Genomic DNA, 15,235 nt, shown 5'->3' with positions numbered 1-15,235 from the left:
GTCGTCGTCGTGGGTTGGGTCGTCGTCGTGGGTTGGGTCGTCGTCGTGGGTTGGGTCGTCGTCGTGGTCGTCGTGGTCGTAGGCTCCGGCTTGTCACAGGTCGACGACAGCGGCTCCAGTTCGAGTGCAGCGATCGCCTCCTCTGCAGGGACACTCATCACGAGGGATACCGTCTCCCTGATCTTGTCGACATCCGGAATCGAGTACCGATCCTGTGTGTACCCGGCGACGTAGGCCGGCGGCATGAACCGAATGCTGACGATCCGGTCCGAGTCGAGTTTCGGCAGCAGGTCGACCAGATTGGGAAGTTGGTCGATCGGAATGTCCGTTCTGACGTAGCTGGAGATCGCTTCGGCGATTGGCCCGATCCTCAATGCCATCGTGACCGGATTGGCCTGCTTCAACATCGCTTCGAGAACACAACGCTGCCGACCCATCCTGTTGTAGTCGTCGGAGCCGTGCCGGGATCGTGCATATGCGAGCGCCAAATGGCCATCCATGTGGTACTCGCCCGGCTGGATGTCGATCACTTCGGTCGTTCCGTCCTCGTGGGGGTAGTTCTGGTCGTACACCCGCTCGGAAACGTAGATCGAGACGCCCCCAACGGCGTTCACCATGTCGACGAATCCCTCCAGGTCGACGAGCGCGTAGTAGTGGATCGGGATGTCCATCAGCTGCTGGAACGATGCCATGATCAGCGCCGCTCCAGGATCGGCTGCGTCGGGATAGAACTCCGGATGTTGCTCTCCGAACTGATAGATCGCGTTGGCAATGTCGGAGAAGCAGTTGCACTCGTTGATGTGCAGACTCGGCGGCAGTGGCATCTGCGCGAAGTTGCGTGGCACTTGCAGGATCGCCGAATCCCCTGTTTCGGGATCGATGCTCACCACCATCATCGTATCGGTGCGTATCCCGGTCCTCCCCACTCCGGCGTCACCGCCGAGCAGCAGAATGTTCAACCTCCCCAGGCCTGCCCAGAGGGGGACGGCCGTCGTGGTCGTCGTCGACGAAGTCGCCGTGCTGGTCGCAGAAGTCACATTGCCCCCTGCGACCGTCGTCGACGATTCACCCGTCTTCGCGCTCGTCACAGTCGAAGACGCCGTCTCGAACACGGAGCTGATCGTTCGATGCGCAATCACGTCCGCGTACGCCAGATACGCGTGGGGAGTAACCAGGAGCACTGCTGCAAGGACGATGAACAGCCCGGCGGATTCAGGCCGAAGCGAGCTTCCCGCAACCCTGGATCCGAGACGGTACGCATCGACCGCAGCGACCACCCGCAGCGCACAGAGCACGATGTTGCCAATGAAGATGCCGACGAGAACGTCGGGCTGAACAAGCGCCTTCAGCAGCGTCGACAATCCTGCGGAGGCAAGAACCCCGGCTCCGATCACCAACGCGAATGTGAGCGTGAGCATCGCCCAACCCCGCCGCCGGCGCCCCGCGTAGAGCTGCCCGAGACCGGGAAGGATCGCAGACCAAAACGCCGCAACGGCTCCTCGGGTTCCGCGACCGTGGCGAGAAACTTGCATGACGTAGGAGGATACCGCTCGCCCTGCGGACCCGCCGAGCGATACATGGCACGAATCTCAGGCGGTGCGCCGTGCACTGCGTTCTCCATCTCGACGCACCTCTCCCGCAACTGACAGCGAAGGATGGCCGGCCGCCTGCCGGGAGTCGGGGTTCAGCCCCCGTCCCCGCCCTTCCCGCTGCGGACAAGATCCCCCTTCCGGCTCACATCCTCTTTCGTAGCAGCCAGCTGAGCGTCGCGACCACCGCCGCCGCAGCTGTCGTACCTGCGATCTGGGTCAACGCTCCGGCGGATACGTCGAATCTGCCCAGCTGGACGACGAGTGCCGCCACCGTCCACACGACGAGCGACGTGACGAGAACACCAGCAATCCTGCCCAACACCGGCTCGCCCGGCGCCTCCACGACGCCTCTTCGCTCGAGCACCGTGACTCCCGACTCGACCAAGAGATACAGCCCGACGGCAAGGTGTGGAATCCATTCGGACGCGACCGACCCTACGGCCAGCCCAACGGCCCACTCGATGACCAGCAGCACCACGACACCGGTGATCGGCCACAACGCACCGGCGGTCAGTCCGAGAGCCAGCACCACCATTGCCACAAACGCCGCAACTCGAAGCGGAGGAAGTCCCGTGGCACCAACCACACCGATGACACCGGTGAGCAGCACGGCGAACCCTCCCAGCAGGGCCGTCGCCACGTCCCGGCGGACAGTCCAGTGTGTGTCGATCCTCTTCAACACCATGGATTCACGCTCGCGCACGGCGACGGCTCCTTCGGTAGCTCTGCGCATTCACGAGCGCCTGCTGCAGGGGTTCGCTCGGGTCCCACTGCACGACGGCGATGCCGTGACGCTCGAAGCGACTTCGTGTCGCTTCGCGTTCGAGCTTCCAGATACGGCGCGCCACACGATCGGGCGGTTTCTCGGCTTGGGCCAGGAACGGTTCGGGAGGAATCTCGATGATGGTCACATCAAAGCCTCTTCCGCGAAGCTCGCCGAAGGCCTCGATCACCCGATCGTCCAGCAGTGGAGTGAGCCCGACGACGAGCGCCTTCGCCGGCAGAGCACCTGGGGGGACGACTCGCACGCCTCGCCAGAGCAGTTGCCTGCGGACATGGCTCTCCATCAGCGTGTCGAGTATGCGATAGCGCTGGACATCACCCATGCCCGCCTGAATCCACCGAATGGGCTCCCCGAACGAGATCAATCCGACTCGATCGTGGCGACCCAGGTGTCCGGCCGCGATCGCCGCCGCCGCCCGCACCGCCAGATCCAGCACGATGCCTACCCCTCGCCGAGCACTGGCGAGTGTGTCGACGATCAACACCACATCGCTGTTGCGTTCCGGATGTCGATCGTTGACCCAGGTGCCTCGCCCGGCAGCACTGACTCTCCAGTTGATGCGGCGAGGGTCGTCACCAGGACTGAACGGTCGGAGATCGGCGAACTCGAGCCCCTCCCCCTTCCTCCCCGACACCAGATCACCGAAGCCGAGTTGTGTCTCCACCGGTCTCAAGAGGCGACGAAGCACATCGGTCCTTGGGTAGACCCGCAGTTCGAGATCAACGGGGAACACGCCAACATGGACGAATTGAGTGAGGCCCTGCCGGCTTCGCAATCGAATCCAGGCCGGACGGTAGGCGCCCCACCGATCGCAGGACAGGCACACATCGAGGTCGGCCGTGCCACCCTCGTGGTGGAACGCCACACGATTCTCACCAACGACGGTGAGCGCCGGGTTCTCCTGGTCTGGCGCAATCGAGAGCCCGATCGGCAAGTCGCACGAAACCTCCAATGAGCGAACGGCACGTGAAGTGATGGTGATGCCAAGGTGAACATCCTCACCCTCCAAGGCGCGATCTCGGTCGAATCGAGCCTCGACCCCCGGGGAAAGATCGAAAGTTTCCAGCAGGCCGAGTCCGACCAGCAGAATGAATGGCGCAGATAGGGCCACGAGCTCAGGTCTGCCCGATGCCAGACCTCCGATCAATGCCACGACTCCCAGCACCGCATAGCTGCGGAAGCGAGGAGAGACCAGTCGGGTCATTCGTCGCGCGGTACGGACGGAGGGGTGGGAACGGTGTCGAGACACTCTTTGACAACGTCCTCCCCCCGGACGTCCTGAACCCAAAGTTCGGGGCGCAAGATGATGCGGTGTGCAAGCGCAGGGATGGCGACGTGTTTGACGTCATCGGGTGTGACGAAGTCGCGCCCGTCGACCGCTGCTCTCGCCCGGGACAGCTTCATCACCGCCAATGATCCGCGCGGGCTCGCTCCGACCTGTGCCCTCCTTCGTGTCCGCGTCGATCTGACGAGTTCCACGATGTACTTGCCGACAGGCTCGGAAACGTGGACACGCTCGACTGCACGCTGCATCCCTCGCAGTGTCGGACCATCGATGACGACGTCGAGCCGTATGTCGTCGGACCGCCGCTCCATACGGTCCTCCAGGATCCGCCATTCGTCTTCCGGCTCCGGATATCCGACGGAGAGTCGCATCAGAAAGCGGTCCAGTTGCGCCTCCGGCAGCGGATAAGTGCCCTCATACTCGATCGGATTCTGAGTCGCCACGACGATGAAGGGCCGATCGAGCAGATGAGTCACCCCGTCCACCGTCACCTGACGCTCCTGCATCGCCTCCAGCAACGCCGCCTGTGTCTTGGCCGGTGCCCGGTTCACCTCGTCGGCGAGCAGCAGATTCGTAAACACAGGTCCCCGGCGGAACTCGAGTTCTCGTGAAGCACCCAGCACCATGGACCCGGTCACATCCATCGGCATCAGGTCAGGGGTGAACTGCACGCGGTTGAATGCCAGATCCGTGACCTGAGCGAACGAACGAGCCATCAGCGTCTTCGCAAGTCCTGGAAAGTCCTCGATCAAGATGTGTCCGTCGGACAGAATCGACAGCAGCATCATCTCGAGAGCGCCCCGCTTCCCGATCACTGCCAGTTCGACCTCGTCGAGAACACGCTCGGCCAACGTGGCAACCTGCTGCACATCGAGTTCGCTCATCAGCCGCAGCCTACTGACCAATGAGATGCTCGATCGCACCGACGACCGCATCCACTTCCGACAACTCGGCGCCCGGCCCGAGACGATCCTTGGGAACGGGCCGATCGGGACGGATGTGTTCCCATGCGTCATCACCCAACAGCCGCCTCGCCTCCTCTGGCTCAGTGTCGAGATCCACTCCGTACCGGCTGAGCAGCAGCTCGCGCGCCTGCTGGCGCAAGACCCGGTACAGCCGGCGATCGGCGTCGATGGCCGTACTTGTTCCGAATCGGACGATCCGCTCCAGCCGTTCGAGTTGCGGAGGAACGGCACGCCGGCGCGTCGGCGATCCAATCACCGCTCGAGATGTGGGTGCCGCGGCACGCAGCGCAACAAGGGCAGCGACGGCAACGGCGCCCAGCAGCACCTCGTAGGCGGCTACCTCCATGAAGCCCGAGAACCAGAACAGGATGCCTGTGGCAACCAGCGCCACCACCAGAGTCGTCACGACAACTCGTCTCATGCCTTGGCCCTCAGTTCATCACGTATTTCACGCAGAGCGTCGATTGCCTCGGCCGACATGCTCTCATCGATCACATGCGGGCTGAAACGTGCTTCCGCAAACAGACTGGTCAGGCGCTTGGCTGCGCACGCGCTCACATGCAGCTGGCGAAGTGCCCGGTCGAGGAACTCCAGCGGTGCTTCAGTACTGCGGCGCGCCACACCGTCCTTTCCGAGCGCCTGCTCCATTCGGGCATATGCACCGATCACAACGGCTCTCGGGTCGCCGGAGTGTTCCAGTTCGGCAAGAAGATCATCGACGACGCCGGGGAACGCGGGCTCTTCAACAAGCTCCTTGTCGGACTCGTCGTTCCTTTCCCGGCCGATTGCGGAAAGCGCCACGACTGCCAACACCACTGCGGCCATCACGATCAGAAGTGTTGTGGACGAGCCGGCGGGCAACGCCGAGCGCGGTTCCATCGACACCACAGTCGTGTTCCGCACTTCAGGAAGGCCCGTGATCGTCGATACCTGCTTCTCCGTGAGATCCGGGTTCAGCTCTCCCAGCTGCATGAATACGATCAACAGCGCTATCAGTGCCAGGACAGACGCCAGCCACGATCTCCGCTTCGGAGGCGGCCTTCGTTTTCTCCGCACTCCGCCCGGGAGCACGAGCCAGATCATCAACGCGGCCATCAGCAGCCATGCGACACCCGTGACGATCTGTCCGATCAATCGCGAGTCGAGCGGCAATTGCGAATCACCGGTCGGGCTGGGAATTCGCCGTGCGCCGATCGCCACGACGGCAAGGAGCGCCAGCAGAGCCAGACTGAGTACCACGACGACCCAGCGGGGAGTCGGTTCCAGCTTGTTCACAGTCTTAGGCTACCGACGCTCGCGGACCGTGGATCAAGATCGTCCGCCGGAAGTGTCGGCCGTAGAGGGAATCACGATCCCGGACGAACTGTTCGGACCGACCGCGGAACATCGAGAAGGCCGGACCCCGGTTCCGTCACCAGGACCGAACCCGCTGAGGTGTGATCCGGATCGCCACCGGATACCGACGCGAGAACTCCTCCGGCGTCCACCCGTGACGGGTCATCTCGTCGCGGTACTTCTCTACATACTCGGCTACGGCGCAGGCCGGCGGGGCATCGGCAACGACGCGGGCGACGCCCTCGAAGGTCACGACTGCACCGCCCACACCGTCGCCATCGAAGTTGAGAGCGACATGCGGGTTGGCCCGGAGGTTCCGAACCCGTGCCGTGTCGGCGAGGCTGTAGATGAGGAACTCATCCCCCTCCCACAAGAACCACACCGGGGACGTCTGCGGTCGCCCGGTCGCCGTGACCGTGGTCAACCAGACGATCAGTTCTTGTTGGAGACGGAGCTCCGCTGCTTTCGGCATTTGCATCACCACCACGCTACCAACCCGCTAGTGTTCAGTTATTCCTGAACGTTCGGAACGATGATGCCCCTAAGCGACGAGAACTCGGACACTGCCCGGCTCGTCGAGGCCTTCGGTTCCTACTACGCGTCCAGCGGCCTCCCCCGGATGGCGGGGCGTCTGATTGGATGGCTGATGGTGTGCGATCCACCCGGCCAGTCCACCAGCGGCCTCATGGAGGCACTCGGCGCCTCGAAGAGCTCCATCAGCACGATGAGCCGTCTCCTCGAGCAGGTGGGGCTTGTCAACCGATACCGAAAGCCGGGCTCTCGCGAGATGTACCACCGCGTCGCACCCGGAGCGTGGCAGAGGATCATCGAGCGTCGCGGAGGGGAGATCACCAACCTGCGGCGGCTGGCGGAACACGGCATTGCCGTAATTGGCGACGATACGGACCGAGAGAATCGCCTGGTGGAGATGCGTGATGCCTTTCTGTTCTGGGAACGGGAGTGGCCTGCGCTCATGGAGCGCTGGAAAAAGGAGACCACATGAGTGAACCGGCCATCCAGGTCGAAGGGATCAGCTACTCGTACGACGGGCAACTCGCCGTCGACGACGTCAGCTTCACGGTCGCACCGGGAGAGACCCTCGGGTTCCTGGGCCCGAATGGCGCCGGCAAGTCCACAACCATCAAGATGCTCACGGGCCAGCTGAAGCCGTTGTCGGGCACCATCACCATTCTCGGCATGAGCATGCCTGCACAGGCAACGCAGATTCAGGCCCGTATCGGCGTGGCGTTCGAAGAGAAGAATCTCTACGGCAACATGTCGGCCAAGGAGAACCTGATCTTCTTCGGTCGGCTCTTCGGAATCGCCAACCTCGATCCCGACCCGCTGCTGCGCAGAGTCGACCTCGCCGATCGTGCGGACGATCGAGTCGCAGAGTTCTCCAAAGGGATGAAACAGCGCCTCATGATTGCCAGGGCACTGATCAACACTCCCGATGTCCTGTTTCTCGACGAGCCGACCGACGGCCTCGATCCGGTCTCGTCGCAGTCGATTCGCCAGGTGATCGAACAAGAGTCGCTCCGCGGAGCAGCTGTGTTGCTGACGACCCACGACATGGCAGAGGCCGACAGACTGTCCGATCGAGTCGCTTTCATCGATGAGGGCCACGTCTTGGTCACCGACGCGCCGGAGAATCTCAAGCAGATCTACGGCCGGCGTTCCGTCAAGATCAGAGCCAGGAAAGACGGCGAAGTGGTCGAGACCGTCATTCCGCTCGACGATCAGGATGCCGACGAACGGATCCGCCGGGCACTTGCCCAGCGCGACCTCCTCACGATCCACACGGAAGAGGCCACGTTGGAAGACATCTTCATTCACTTTGCCGGCAGGCGGCTCGTGGTATGAACCGGGGGCGCATCATTTGGGCGATCGTCCGCAAGGACGTGGTTCAAATGAGCAGGAATCGCTTCTTCGTGTTCATCACCGTTCTCGGCCTCCTCTCCTACATAGCGCTGTTCTGGGCGCTACCGAGCACGGTCGACGAGACGATCCGTCTCGGAGTCCACGGAACCGGGATCGAGACGCTCCTCGCCCAACTTGGCGACCAGGAGGGACTCGCCTTGACGAGCTTCGAGACCTCGGAGGCGTTGCAGACGGCCGTCGAGGAGAAGCAGAACAAACTGGCCGCCGGAATCGACTTCCCCGACGACTTCCTCAGCTCCGTCGCGGCCGGCCGTCAGACCACCGTGAAGGTGTTCGTTCCGGCCGACACGCCCCCGGAGATTCGTGATGCGATGCGCAGCATGGTTCGCGAACTCGCGTTCCTGGTCGCCGGCAATCAGCCGCCGGTGTCGGTGGCGGCAGAGGAGGATGTGGTCCTCGGTCCAGACCGGGTAGGTGACCAGGTCTCGATGCAGGAACGGATGCGGCCGCTGTTGGCCATCTTCGCCCTCATGATGGAGATGTTCGCCCTTGCCGCGCTCATTGCCCAGGAAATACGCTCCAGAACGGTCACGGCCGTACTCGCCACGCCGGCCCGAATGTCAGACTTCCTCGCGGCAAAAACACTGCTCGGCACCGGGCTTGCCTTCGCCGAGGTCGCCCTCCTGATGGCCGCGATCCGGTCCTTCGCCGGCCGACCGCTCGTGCTCGTGGTCGCGCTCCTCCTCGGAGCGTTCCTCGTGACCGGCTTCGCTCTACTCGCAGGAGCGACCGGCAAGGACTTCATCGAGATCCTCTTCTGGAGCATGTTCCTCATGATCCCGATGATGATTCCCGCCGGAGCGGCGTTGTTCCCCGGCACGGCAGCCACCTGGATCCAGATGCTGCCTTCCTACGGCATGACGGAAGCCATCGTGCGTGCTACCTCCTATGGAGCCGGATGGAGTGAGACCGCTCCCTTCTTCGCGATGACCCTCGCCTGGTGTGCCGTCGCCTTCGGCGCCGGTCTCTTCGCCCTCAAGCGGAAAGTCGAGATGCTATGAGACTCCTTGCCCTGTTCCGACGTGAGCTCCAAGTCGGACCCAGATCGCCGCTGCTGCTCTACGCGATCGTCTTGCCCGTGCTGATGACCTTGCTCGTTCGAGGTGTGTTCGGGACCTTGTTCCAGTCACAACCCCGGCTCGGTGTGGTCGATGAAGGGAACTCGATCATCACAGCTCAAGTCCAGCAACTCGATGGGATCGAGGTGACCGTCCTGGATTCGGTGGAGGAGCTCAAACGCATGGTCGAGGCAAATGACCTCGACGCAGGACTCGTCCTCCAACCCGGTTTCGATACCGACGTCAAGACGGGCACGATGCCAGAGCTGCACTTGTTCATCTCAGGGGAGAGCCTGGCGTCGAACCGCATCATCCTCGAAGTGACCGCGCTCGATCTCATCCGGGGGATCGCGGGCGCTCCGGCCCCTGTCGACGTGCAGGTGATCTCGCTCGGCGAGCAGGGACACGACCTCGTCATCCGTCTCCTGCCGCTCGTGATGATCTACGCGGTCATCATTGGCGGCTCGTTCATTCCTGCGATGAGCATCGTCCAGGAACGGGAGAACCGCACGCTCGAGGCCGTGATGGCCACACCGGCTCGGATGACAGAGGTGCTGGCCGCCAAGGGCTTGTTCGGGTTTGTGCTGGCGATCGCGACAGGCATGTTCACCCTGTTCCTGAACTCCGCCTGGGGCGGGCACCCCGGGGCAATGCTGGCCGCTCTCGCGGTTGCCGGCGTGATGGTGGCCGAGATCGGCCTCATCCTTGGGTCGGTGTCCAAGGACTCGAACGTCCTGTTCACCCTGTTCAAGTCGGCGGGGATCTTGCTCATCTTCCCCGTGATCTTCCCGATCTTTCCGAGCCTGCCACAGTGGATCGCGCACCTCGGGCCGACGTTTTACTTTCTCGATCCGATCTTCAAGATCGCCGTCGAAGGTGCCCGCTTCGGTGACGTCTGGGGAACGTTGGCCATCGGCGTGGCCATCTGCGTGGCACTCGTCCCGATCGTCAAGGTGCTCGGCCACCGGCTCGAGGAGCGCCTCGCCGTCTCCGCGTAACCCCACCTCATTTGAACCCAGGGCTCAGGGGTACCCTCAGGGTACCTACGAACCCTGGGTTCAAATGACAAAGATGAAATATGACAACGGGTCACTCAGGTTATACACTTGTGACACACTAAATCTGACACAATCAAGGAGTTCCCCATGGCCAAGGCAGTCGGTATCGACCTCGGTACCACAAACAGCGTGATCGCCACTCTCGAAGGCGGCGAGCCCACCATCATCCCGAACGCGGAAGGCGCCCGTACCACCCCGTCGGTCGTCGCGTTCAAAGACGGTGAGGTGATGGTCGGAGAAGTCGCCAAGCGGCAGGCGATCACCAACCCGGATCGCACGATCCACTCCGTGAAGAGACATATGGGCGATCCGAACTGGAAGATCGAGATCGAAGGCAAGACGTACACGCCCCAAGAGATCTCCGCGCGCATCTTGATGAAGCTCAAGCGTGACGCCGAGGCGTACCTCGGAGAGCCTGTCACTCAGGCTGTGATCACCGTCCCGGCATACTTCAACGATGCCCAGCGGCAGGCCACAAAAGAGGCAGGACAGATCGCAGGCCTCGACGTGCAGCGCATCATCAACGAGCCGACCGCCTCTTCGCTTGCCTACGGTCTCGACAAGGAGCACGATCACACGATCCTGGTGTTCGACCTCGGCGGCGGCACGTTTGACGTCTCCGTCCTGGAGATCGGTGACGGCGTCTTCGAGGTGAAGTCCACGGCGGGCAACACGCAGCTTGGCGGTGACGACTGGGACCAGGCGATCGTCGACTGGCTCGTCAAAGAGTTCAAGAACGAGCACGGCGTCGACCTGTCGGCAGACCGCATGGCGGTCCAGCGCCTGAAAGAAGCGGCCGAGAAGGCGAAGATCGAGTTGTCGCAGGTCGCCGAAACCGAGATCAACCTCCCGTTCATCACGGCGACCGCCGAAGGCCCTCTCCACATGCAGGTCAAGCTCTCCCGATCGGCGTTTCAGAAGATGACCGAGCACCTGCTGGAGAAGTGCAAGGCTCCATTCGACCAGGCCATCAAGGACGCCGGTATCTCCGTGTCCGCGATCAATGACGTCGTCTTGGTCGGTGGGTCCACCCGGATGCCTGCCGTCCAGGAACTGGTCCGTGATCTCACTGGTGGCAAGGAACCCCACAAGGGTGTCAACCCGGACGAGGTAGTCGCTGCCGGCGCCGCCATCCAGGCCGGCGTGCTCACCGGAGATGTCAAGGACATCCTCCTGCTCGACGTAACGCCCCTCACCCTGTCAATCGAGACCAAGGGTGGTATCGCCACCAAGATGATCGAGCGCAACACCACGATCCCGACCCGTCGGTCCGAGATCTTCACGACCGCCGAGGACAACCAGCCGGAGGTGGAGATTCATGTGCTGCAGGGCGAGCGCCAGATGGCTGCCGCGAACAAGAGCCTGGGCAAGTTTCGCCTGACGGGAATCCCGCCAGCTCCGATGGGAATCCCCCAGATCGAGGTGACTTTCGACATCGACGCGAACGGAATCGTTCACGTTTCGGCGAAAGACCTCGGAACCGGCAAGGAGCAGGCCATGACGATCACCGGCGGGACCGCTCTCGCGCAGCAAGACATCGATCGCATGGTTCATGATGCCGAACGGTACGCCGAAGAGGACCGCAAGCTTCGCGAGGCGGCCGAGACGCGCAACCAGGCAGACCAGCTGGCACATCAGACGGACAAGCTGCTCACCGAGCAGGCGGAGCAGCTCACCGACGAGGAGAAGACGGCGATCACGTCTGCGCTCGACGAGCTGCGAACGGCACTCAACGACGAGAACGCATCGACCGAAGACCTCCGGGCGAAGATGGATGCCGTCGTAACGGCTTCGCAGTCTCTCGCACAGCGCCTGTACCAGCAGCAGGCCGAGCAGGCCCAGCAGACGACGGTCGAGAGTGATGAGGTGGCCTCCGACGAAGACATCGTCGAAGCTGAGATCATCGACGAAGGTGAAGAATCCTGATGGCCGAAGAACCAGAAGCCGTCGAACCCGCAGAGATCCTGCCGGAAGAAGAGGTCATAGACCCGCGCGATCTGGGACTGGAACTGCCTGAGGACCCGTCCCAGGCAATCCAGGTCCTCCTGCGGACCGTGGCGGCACTTCGACAGGAGGCAGGCTCGTACCTCGACGATCTGCAGCGCCTTGCGGCCGATTTCGACAACTACCGAAAGCGGATGCTGCGCGAACAGGCACAGAACATCGAGCGGGCGGCAGAACGGGTCACCAGGAATCTCCTGCCGGTGCTGGACTCGCTCGATGCCGCCCTTGCCGCCGAGCCGAGCTCACCGGCCGACGAGAAACTCCTCGATGGAATCCGCAGCACCCGCAGTCTGCTGCTGGACATCCTCCGCCGCGAAGGCTTGGAGCCGATCCCGTCGGTCGGAATGCCCTTCGACCCCGAGCTTCACGAAGCTGCCAGCGCCCCTCCGGAGGACGAAGGGACGCTGGTGGTCACGAAAGAGATGCGCCGCGGCTACACGTTGCATGGTCGCGTGATCCGCGCAGCCCTCGTTGCAGTGGATCATGAATAGGGACTGGGTCGACAAGGATTTCTACAAGGTCCTCGGCGTCTCGAAGAACGCTGACGCCAAGGAGATCAAGCGCGCCTACCGAAAGCTCGCCCAGCAGTACCACCCCGACGCGAACCCGAACGACGCAAAAGCCGAAGAGAAGTTCAAGGACGTCTCAGAGGCGTATGCGACGCTCTCCAACGAGGAGCAGCGAAAGGAGTACGACGAGGTGCGGCGGATGGTCGAGTCCGGTGGGTTCCGCGGATTCCAGAGCGGCCCCGGCGGCCAGACAGCCGGCCAGAGGATTCGGTTCGAGGACCTCGGAGATCTCTTCGGGGGAGACCTCGGAGATCTCTTCGGATTCGGTGGTGCCACGAGTCGGCGCTCCGGCCCGCAGCGAGGAGCCGACATCAGCACCGAACTCCATCTGTCCTTCGAAGATGCCATTCGCGGCGTCACGACAACGGTGTCGGTCAAGGGCGAGACGGTGTGCCGGACATGCCGAGGCAGTGGGGCCGAGCCAGGCACTCCGGTAGAAACGTGCGCGACATGCCGAGGGAAGGGCGTAGTTGCCCAGAGTCAAGGTTTCTTCTCCACAACCAGGCCATGCCCAACGTGCGGCGGTACCGGGACGACGGTGAGGACTCCGTGCCACACTTGCCACGGCACCGGGACAACGATGCGCACCCGCACGATCAAGGTCAAGATCCCGGCAGGGGTCAAGAACGGTGCGATCGTCCGCCTCAAGGGCAAGGGTGCTCCTGGAAAGAACGGTGGGCCTCCCGGCGATTTGCTCGTGAAAGTACACGTGGCGAGACACAAGCTGTTTCGGCGCTCAGGAGACAACCTGATGATCAAAGTGCCCATCACGTTCACCGAGGCTGCGCTCGGAACCGAGATCCAGGTCCCGACCCTGAATGGGCCGGTGCGTCTCAAAGTCCCTGCCGGAACCTCGAGCGGGCGCACCTTCCGGGTCCGTGGACGCGGTGTCAACAAGAAGAAGGGACGCCCTGGCGATCTGCTGGTCACCGTTGAGGTCGTGGTCCCCACCAAACTACCGAGGGAAGCCAAGAAGATGCTCCAGCAATTCGCGGAAGAATTCGAGGCGGGGGTCAATCCTCGCGAAGGCCTCGGGGTATAAGCCATGACGAAACGCAAGGATCAGGCGGTCTACGTGATCTCGGTGGCGGCGGAACTCGCAGGCGTGCACCCCCAGACGCTGCGCATCTATGAACGCCGAGGCCTGATCGAGCCGTATCGAACCCCGGGCGGTACACGCCGGTACTCACAAGAAGACATCGAACGTCTCGCCCTGATCCAGAGCCTCACCGACCAGGGCCTGAACCTGGAAGGGGTGAAGCAGGTTCTCGAACTCCGAGAGCGGATCGAGCGTCTCGAGAGCGATCTGGAATCGATCAAGGCTGCCTTGAACGAAGCCATCGAACAGACCGGCCGTCAAGTTGCGGAGGTACACCGTAGCTACCGGCGCGACATCGTTCTCCGCCGCCATCTCCACCCGGACATTCGCAGGAAACTCCGAGATCTGTTCGAGTAGCCGGGCCGGTTACGAGACGAGATACGCGGTGTTCACCACCGTCGCGAATTCACCCTCGAGGCTCGCACACGTGGCCCTTGTGAGTTCCTCCGCCGAGACCACGTCCCCATCTGGCCCGCACGAGCCGAACGTGGAGGTCGCGTCGGCCACGAACAGCACGTCGTATCCGAGATCCGAAGCCATACGGGCAGTTGTCTCGCAGCACACGTTGGTCTGGATGCCGCAGATGGCCACGCTCTCGATCTCCTGGTCCTGCAGCCATGAATCGAGATCCGGCCGTCCATAGAACGCAGAGTGTACGGACTTGGCCACGAGCAGATCCGCGTTGCCGGAAACGGCGTCTTTGAAAGCATTCCCGGCGGTCCCCGGCGCGAGCGGGGACCCTTCCTTTGCGGAGTCATGCCGAACGAAGACAAGTGGCCGGCCGTTCGATCGCCAGACATCGATCAGCGCGGCAACGTTGCGTTCGCAGTCGGGATTACTGCGACGCCCAAACCCGGGATCGTCGAATCCCTGCTGAACATCAATCACAATGAGGGCCGTGTTCTCGAACACGATTCGAGGATACCTGGTATTCGGTACCTGGTATTTCGAAAATCGGCGGATAGGACGCCGACCAGGGAGGCGGCTCCCCTACCCCTTGACGACGCCGAGCGGTCGCAGCCGCGCCACCTTGCGGGCCAGAGCGACCTCCTCGCAAACATCGACGACCATGTCCACATCCTTGTAGGCGTAGGGCGCCTCCTCGGACAGGAGCGCCAAAGAACCCGGGCGCACCGAAATCCCCTTTTGTTCGAGTGCGCGCTTGACGTCCGCTCCCGACCCGCGCTGCTTGGCCTTCTTGCGACTCATCATCCGGCCGGCGCCATGCGCTGCCGAAAAGAACGCCGGGTTGTGCTCAACACCGGCGAGTACCCACGATGCCGTTCCCATGGACCCCGGAACAAGCACAGGCTGGCCGACCGCGCGAAGGTCCTCCGGGAGCTCAGGATGTCCCGGTCCAAAGGCACGTGTCGCCCCCTTGCGATGAACGCACAGGCGCCGGTTCGAACCCTCGACGACATGCTCCTCGATCTTGGCGAGATTGTGGGCAACGTCGAACACGAGCCGCATGCCGGTACCTTCCACGGTCGTGGAGAACGCTCGAGCAAACGCCCGACGGGCTTCATGAGCCAGTACGTGCCGGTT

The 15,235-nt window shown here is 62.8% G+C and carries 17 protein-coding genes; 8 read left to right on the top strand and 9 right to left on the bottom strand.

Annotated features, from left to right (window positions below):
- The 7 genes from GWP04_09540 to GWP04_09510 all read right to left on the bottom strand — a co-directional run.
- Positions 1 to 1,532: hypothetical protein (locus GWP04_09540; protein NIA25794.1), on the bottom strand; the 1,532-nt coding region annotated here is incomplete at its 3' end.
- 202 nt (positions 1,533 to 1,734) lie between these two features.
- Positions 1,735 to 2,295 (bottom strand): hypothetical protein, encoded by a 561-nt coding sequence (locus tag GWP04_09535; GenBank protein NIA25793.1) that lies wholly within the window; start codon positions 2,293 to 2,295, stop codon positions 1,735 to 1,737.
- Positions 2,282 to 3,580 carry a DUF58 domain-containing protein gene (locus tag GWP04_09530; protein ID NIA25792.1) on the bottom strand — a complete coding sequence of 433 codons (1,299 nt, stop codon included), beginning with the start codon at positions 3,578 to 3,580 and terminating at the stop codon, positions 2,282 to 2,284. Before GWP04_09530 ends, GWP04_09535 begins: the two co-directional genes overlap by 14 nt.
- Positions 3,577 to 4,545 carry an AAA domain-containing protein gene (locus tag GWP04_09525; GenBank protein NIA25791.1) on the bottom strand — a complete coding sequence of 323 codons (969 nt, stop codon included), beginning with the start codon at positions 4,543 to 4,545 and terminating at the stop codon, positions 3,577 to 3,579. Before GWP04_09525 ends, GWP04_09530 begins: the two co-directional genes overlap by 4 nt.
- Before the next feature lie 10 nt (positions 4,546 to 4,555).
- A complete protein-coding gene (locus GWP04_09520) occupies positions 4,556 to 5,047 on the bottom strand; it encodes a hypothetical protein (GenBank protein NIA25790.1) in 492 nt (163 codons plus the stop codon).
- Positions 5,044 to 5,901, bottom strand: coding sequence for a DUF4129 domain-containing protein (locus GWP04_09515; protein NIA25789.1), 858 nt, complete (start codon positions 5,899 to 5,901; stop codon positions 5,044 to 5,046). Before GWP04_09515 ends, GWP04_09520 begins: the two co-directional genes overlap by 4 nt.
- 136 nt (positions 5,902 to 6,037) lie before the next feature.
- Entirely contained in the window at positions 6,038 to 6,439 is a 402-nt protein-coding gene (locus tag GWP04_09510) for a TIGR03667 family PPOX class F420-dependent oxidoreductase (protein NIA25788.1), read from the bottom strand.
- Positions 6,440 to 6,493: 54 nt separating this feature from the next.
- On the opposite strand from GWP04_09510, the gene GWP04_09505 reads away from it, so the two are divergent.
- The 8 genes from GWP04_09505 (at position 6,494) to GWP04_09470 (ending at position 14,047) form a co-directional block, all read left to right on the top strand.
- The gene (locus tag GWP04_09505; protein ID NIA25787.1) at positions 6,494 to 6,964 is read left to right on the top strand and encodes a MarR family transcriptional regulator; all 471 of its coding nucleotides are present in this window, start codon (positions 6,494 to 6,496) and stop codon (positions 6,962 to 6,964) included.
- Entirely contained in the window at positions 6,961 to 7,824 is an 864-nt protein-coding gene (locus tag GWP04_09500; GenBank protein NIA25786.1) for an ATP-binding cassette domain-containing protein, read from the top strand. The genes GWP04_09505 and GWP04_09500 overlap by 4 nt, the downstream gene beginning before the upstream one ends.
- A gap of 47 nt (positions 7,825 to 7,871) precedes the next feature.
- On the top strand, positions 7,872 to 8,903 hold the full coding sequence (locus tag GWP04_09495) for an ABC transporter permease (GenBank protein NIA25785.1): 1,032 nt from the start codon (positions 7,872 to 7,874) through the stop codon (positions 8,901 to 8,903).
- Positions 8,900 to 9,958, top strand: coding sequence for an ABC transporter permease (locus GWP04_09490; GenBank protein NIA25784.1), 1,059 nt, complete (start codon positions 8,900 to 8,902; stop codon positions 9,956 to 9,958). Before GWP04_09495 ends, GWP04_09490 begins: the two co-directional genes overlap by 4 nt.
- A gap of 147 nt (positions 9,959 to 10,105) precedes the next feature.
- Positions 10,106 to 11,944 carry a molecular chaperone DnaK gene (gene dnaK / locus GWP04_09485; protein ID NIA25783.1) on the top strand — a complete coding sequence of 613 codons (1,839 nt, stop codon included), beginning with the start codon at positions 10,106 to 10,108 and terminating at the stop codon, positions 11,942 to 11,944.
- Positions 11,944 to 12,513, top strand: a complete 570-nt coding sequence (grpE, locus tag GWP04_09480) for a nucleotide exchange factor GrpE (protein NIA25782.1) — start codon at positions 11,944 to 11,946, stop codon at positions 12,511 to 12,513. Before dnaK ends, grpE begins: the two co-directional genes overlap by 1 nt.
- On the top strand, positions 12,503 to 13,633 hold the full coding sequence (dnaJ, locus tag GWP04_09475) for a molecular chaperone DnaJ (protein ID NIA25781.1): 1,131 nt from the start codon (positions 12,503 to 12,505) through the stop codon (positions 13,631 to 13,633). Before grpE ends, dnaJ begins: the two co-directional genes overlap by 11 nt.
- Before the next feature lie 3 nt (positions 13,634 to 13,636).
- On the top strand, positions 13,637 to 14,047 hold the full coding sequence (locus GWP04_09470; GenBank protein ID NIA25780.1) for a MerR family transcriptional regulator: 411 nt from the start codon (positions 13,637 to 13,639) through the stop codon (positions 14,045 to 14,047).
- Positions 14,048 to 14,056: 9 nt separating this feature from the next.
- Here GWP04_09470 and GWP04_09465 read toward each other — a convergent pair whose 3' ends face one another.
- Positions 14,057 to 14,605: an isochorismatase family protein gene (locus tag GWP04_09465; protein ID NIA25779.1), complete on the bottom strand. Its 549-nt coding sequence runs from the start codon at positions 14,603 to 14,605 to the stop codon at positions 14,057 to 14,059.
- A 75-nt stretch (positions 14,606 to 14,680) separates the two neighbouring features.
- On the bottom strand, positions 14,681 to 15,235 hold a 555-nt coding region (locus GWP04_09460), incomplete at its 5' end, for an RtcB family protein (protein ID NIA25778.1).

It is taken from the genome of Gammaproteobacteria bacterium, assembly GCA_011682695.1.
GTDB lineage: Bacteria > Actinomycetota > Acidimicrobiia > Spongiisociales > UBA4744 > BMS3Bbin01.
Note: the sequence above shows the minus strand (reverse complement) of the source record. Positions and strands in the feature narration are given on the sequence as shown.

Excerpts from the sequence above, each read along its gene's own strand:
- GWP04_09530 (NIA25792.1), bottom strand. The coding sequence starts at position 3,580 with ATGACCCGACTGGTCTCTCCTCGCTTCCGCAGCTATGCGGTGCTGGGA.
- GWP04_09525 (NIA25791.1), bottom strand. The coding sequence starts at position 4,545 with ATGAGCGAACTCGATGTGCAGCAGGTTGCCACGTTGGCCGAGCGTGTT.
- GWP04_09520 (NIA25790.1), bottom strand. The coding sequence starts at position 5,047 with ATGAGACGAGTTGTCGTGACGACTCTGGTGGTGGCGCTGGTTGCCACA.
- GWP04_09510 (NIA25788.1), bottom strand. The coding sequence starts at position 6,439 with ATGCAAATGCCGAAAGCAGCGGAGCTCCGTCTCCAACAAGAACTGATC.
- GWP04_09505 (NIA25787.1), top strand. The coding sequence starts at position 6,494 with ATGATGCCCCTAAGCGACGAGAACTCGGACACTGCCCGGCTCGTCGAG.
- GWP04_09500 (NIA25786.1), top strand. The coding sequence starts at position 6,961 with ATGAGTGAACCGGCCATCCAGGTCGAAGGGATCAGCTACTCGTACGAC.
- GWP04_09495 (NIA25785.1), top strand. The coding sequence starts at position 7,872 with ATGAGCAGGAATCGCTTCTTCGTGTTCATCACCGTTCTCGGCCTCCTC.
- GWP04_09490 (NIA25784.1), top strand. The coding sequence starts at position 8,900 with ATGAGACTCCTTGCCCTGTTCCGACGTGAGCTCCAAGTCGGACCCAGA.
- dnaK (NIA25783.1), top strand. The coding sequence starts at position 10,106 with ATGGCCAAGGCAGTCGGTATCGACCTCGGTACCACAAACAGCGTGATC.
- grpE (NIA25782.1), top strand. The coding sequence starts at position 11,944 with ATGGCCGAAGAACCAGAAGCCGTCGAACCCGCAGAGATCCTGCCGGAA.
- GWP04_09470 (NIA25780.1), top strand. The coding sequence starts at position 13,637 with ATGACGAAACGCAAGGATCAGGCGGTCTACGTGATCTCGGTGGCGGCG.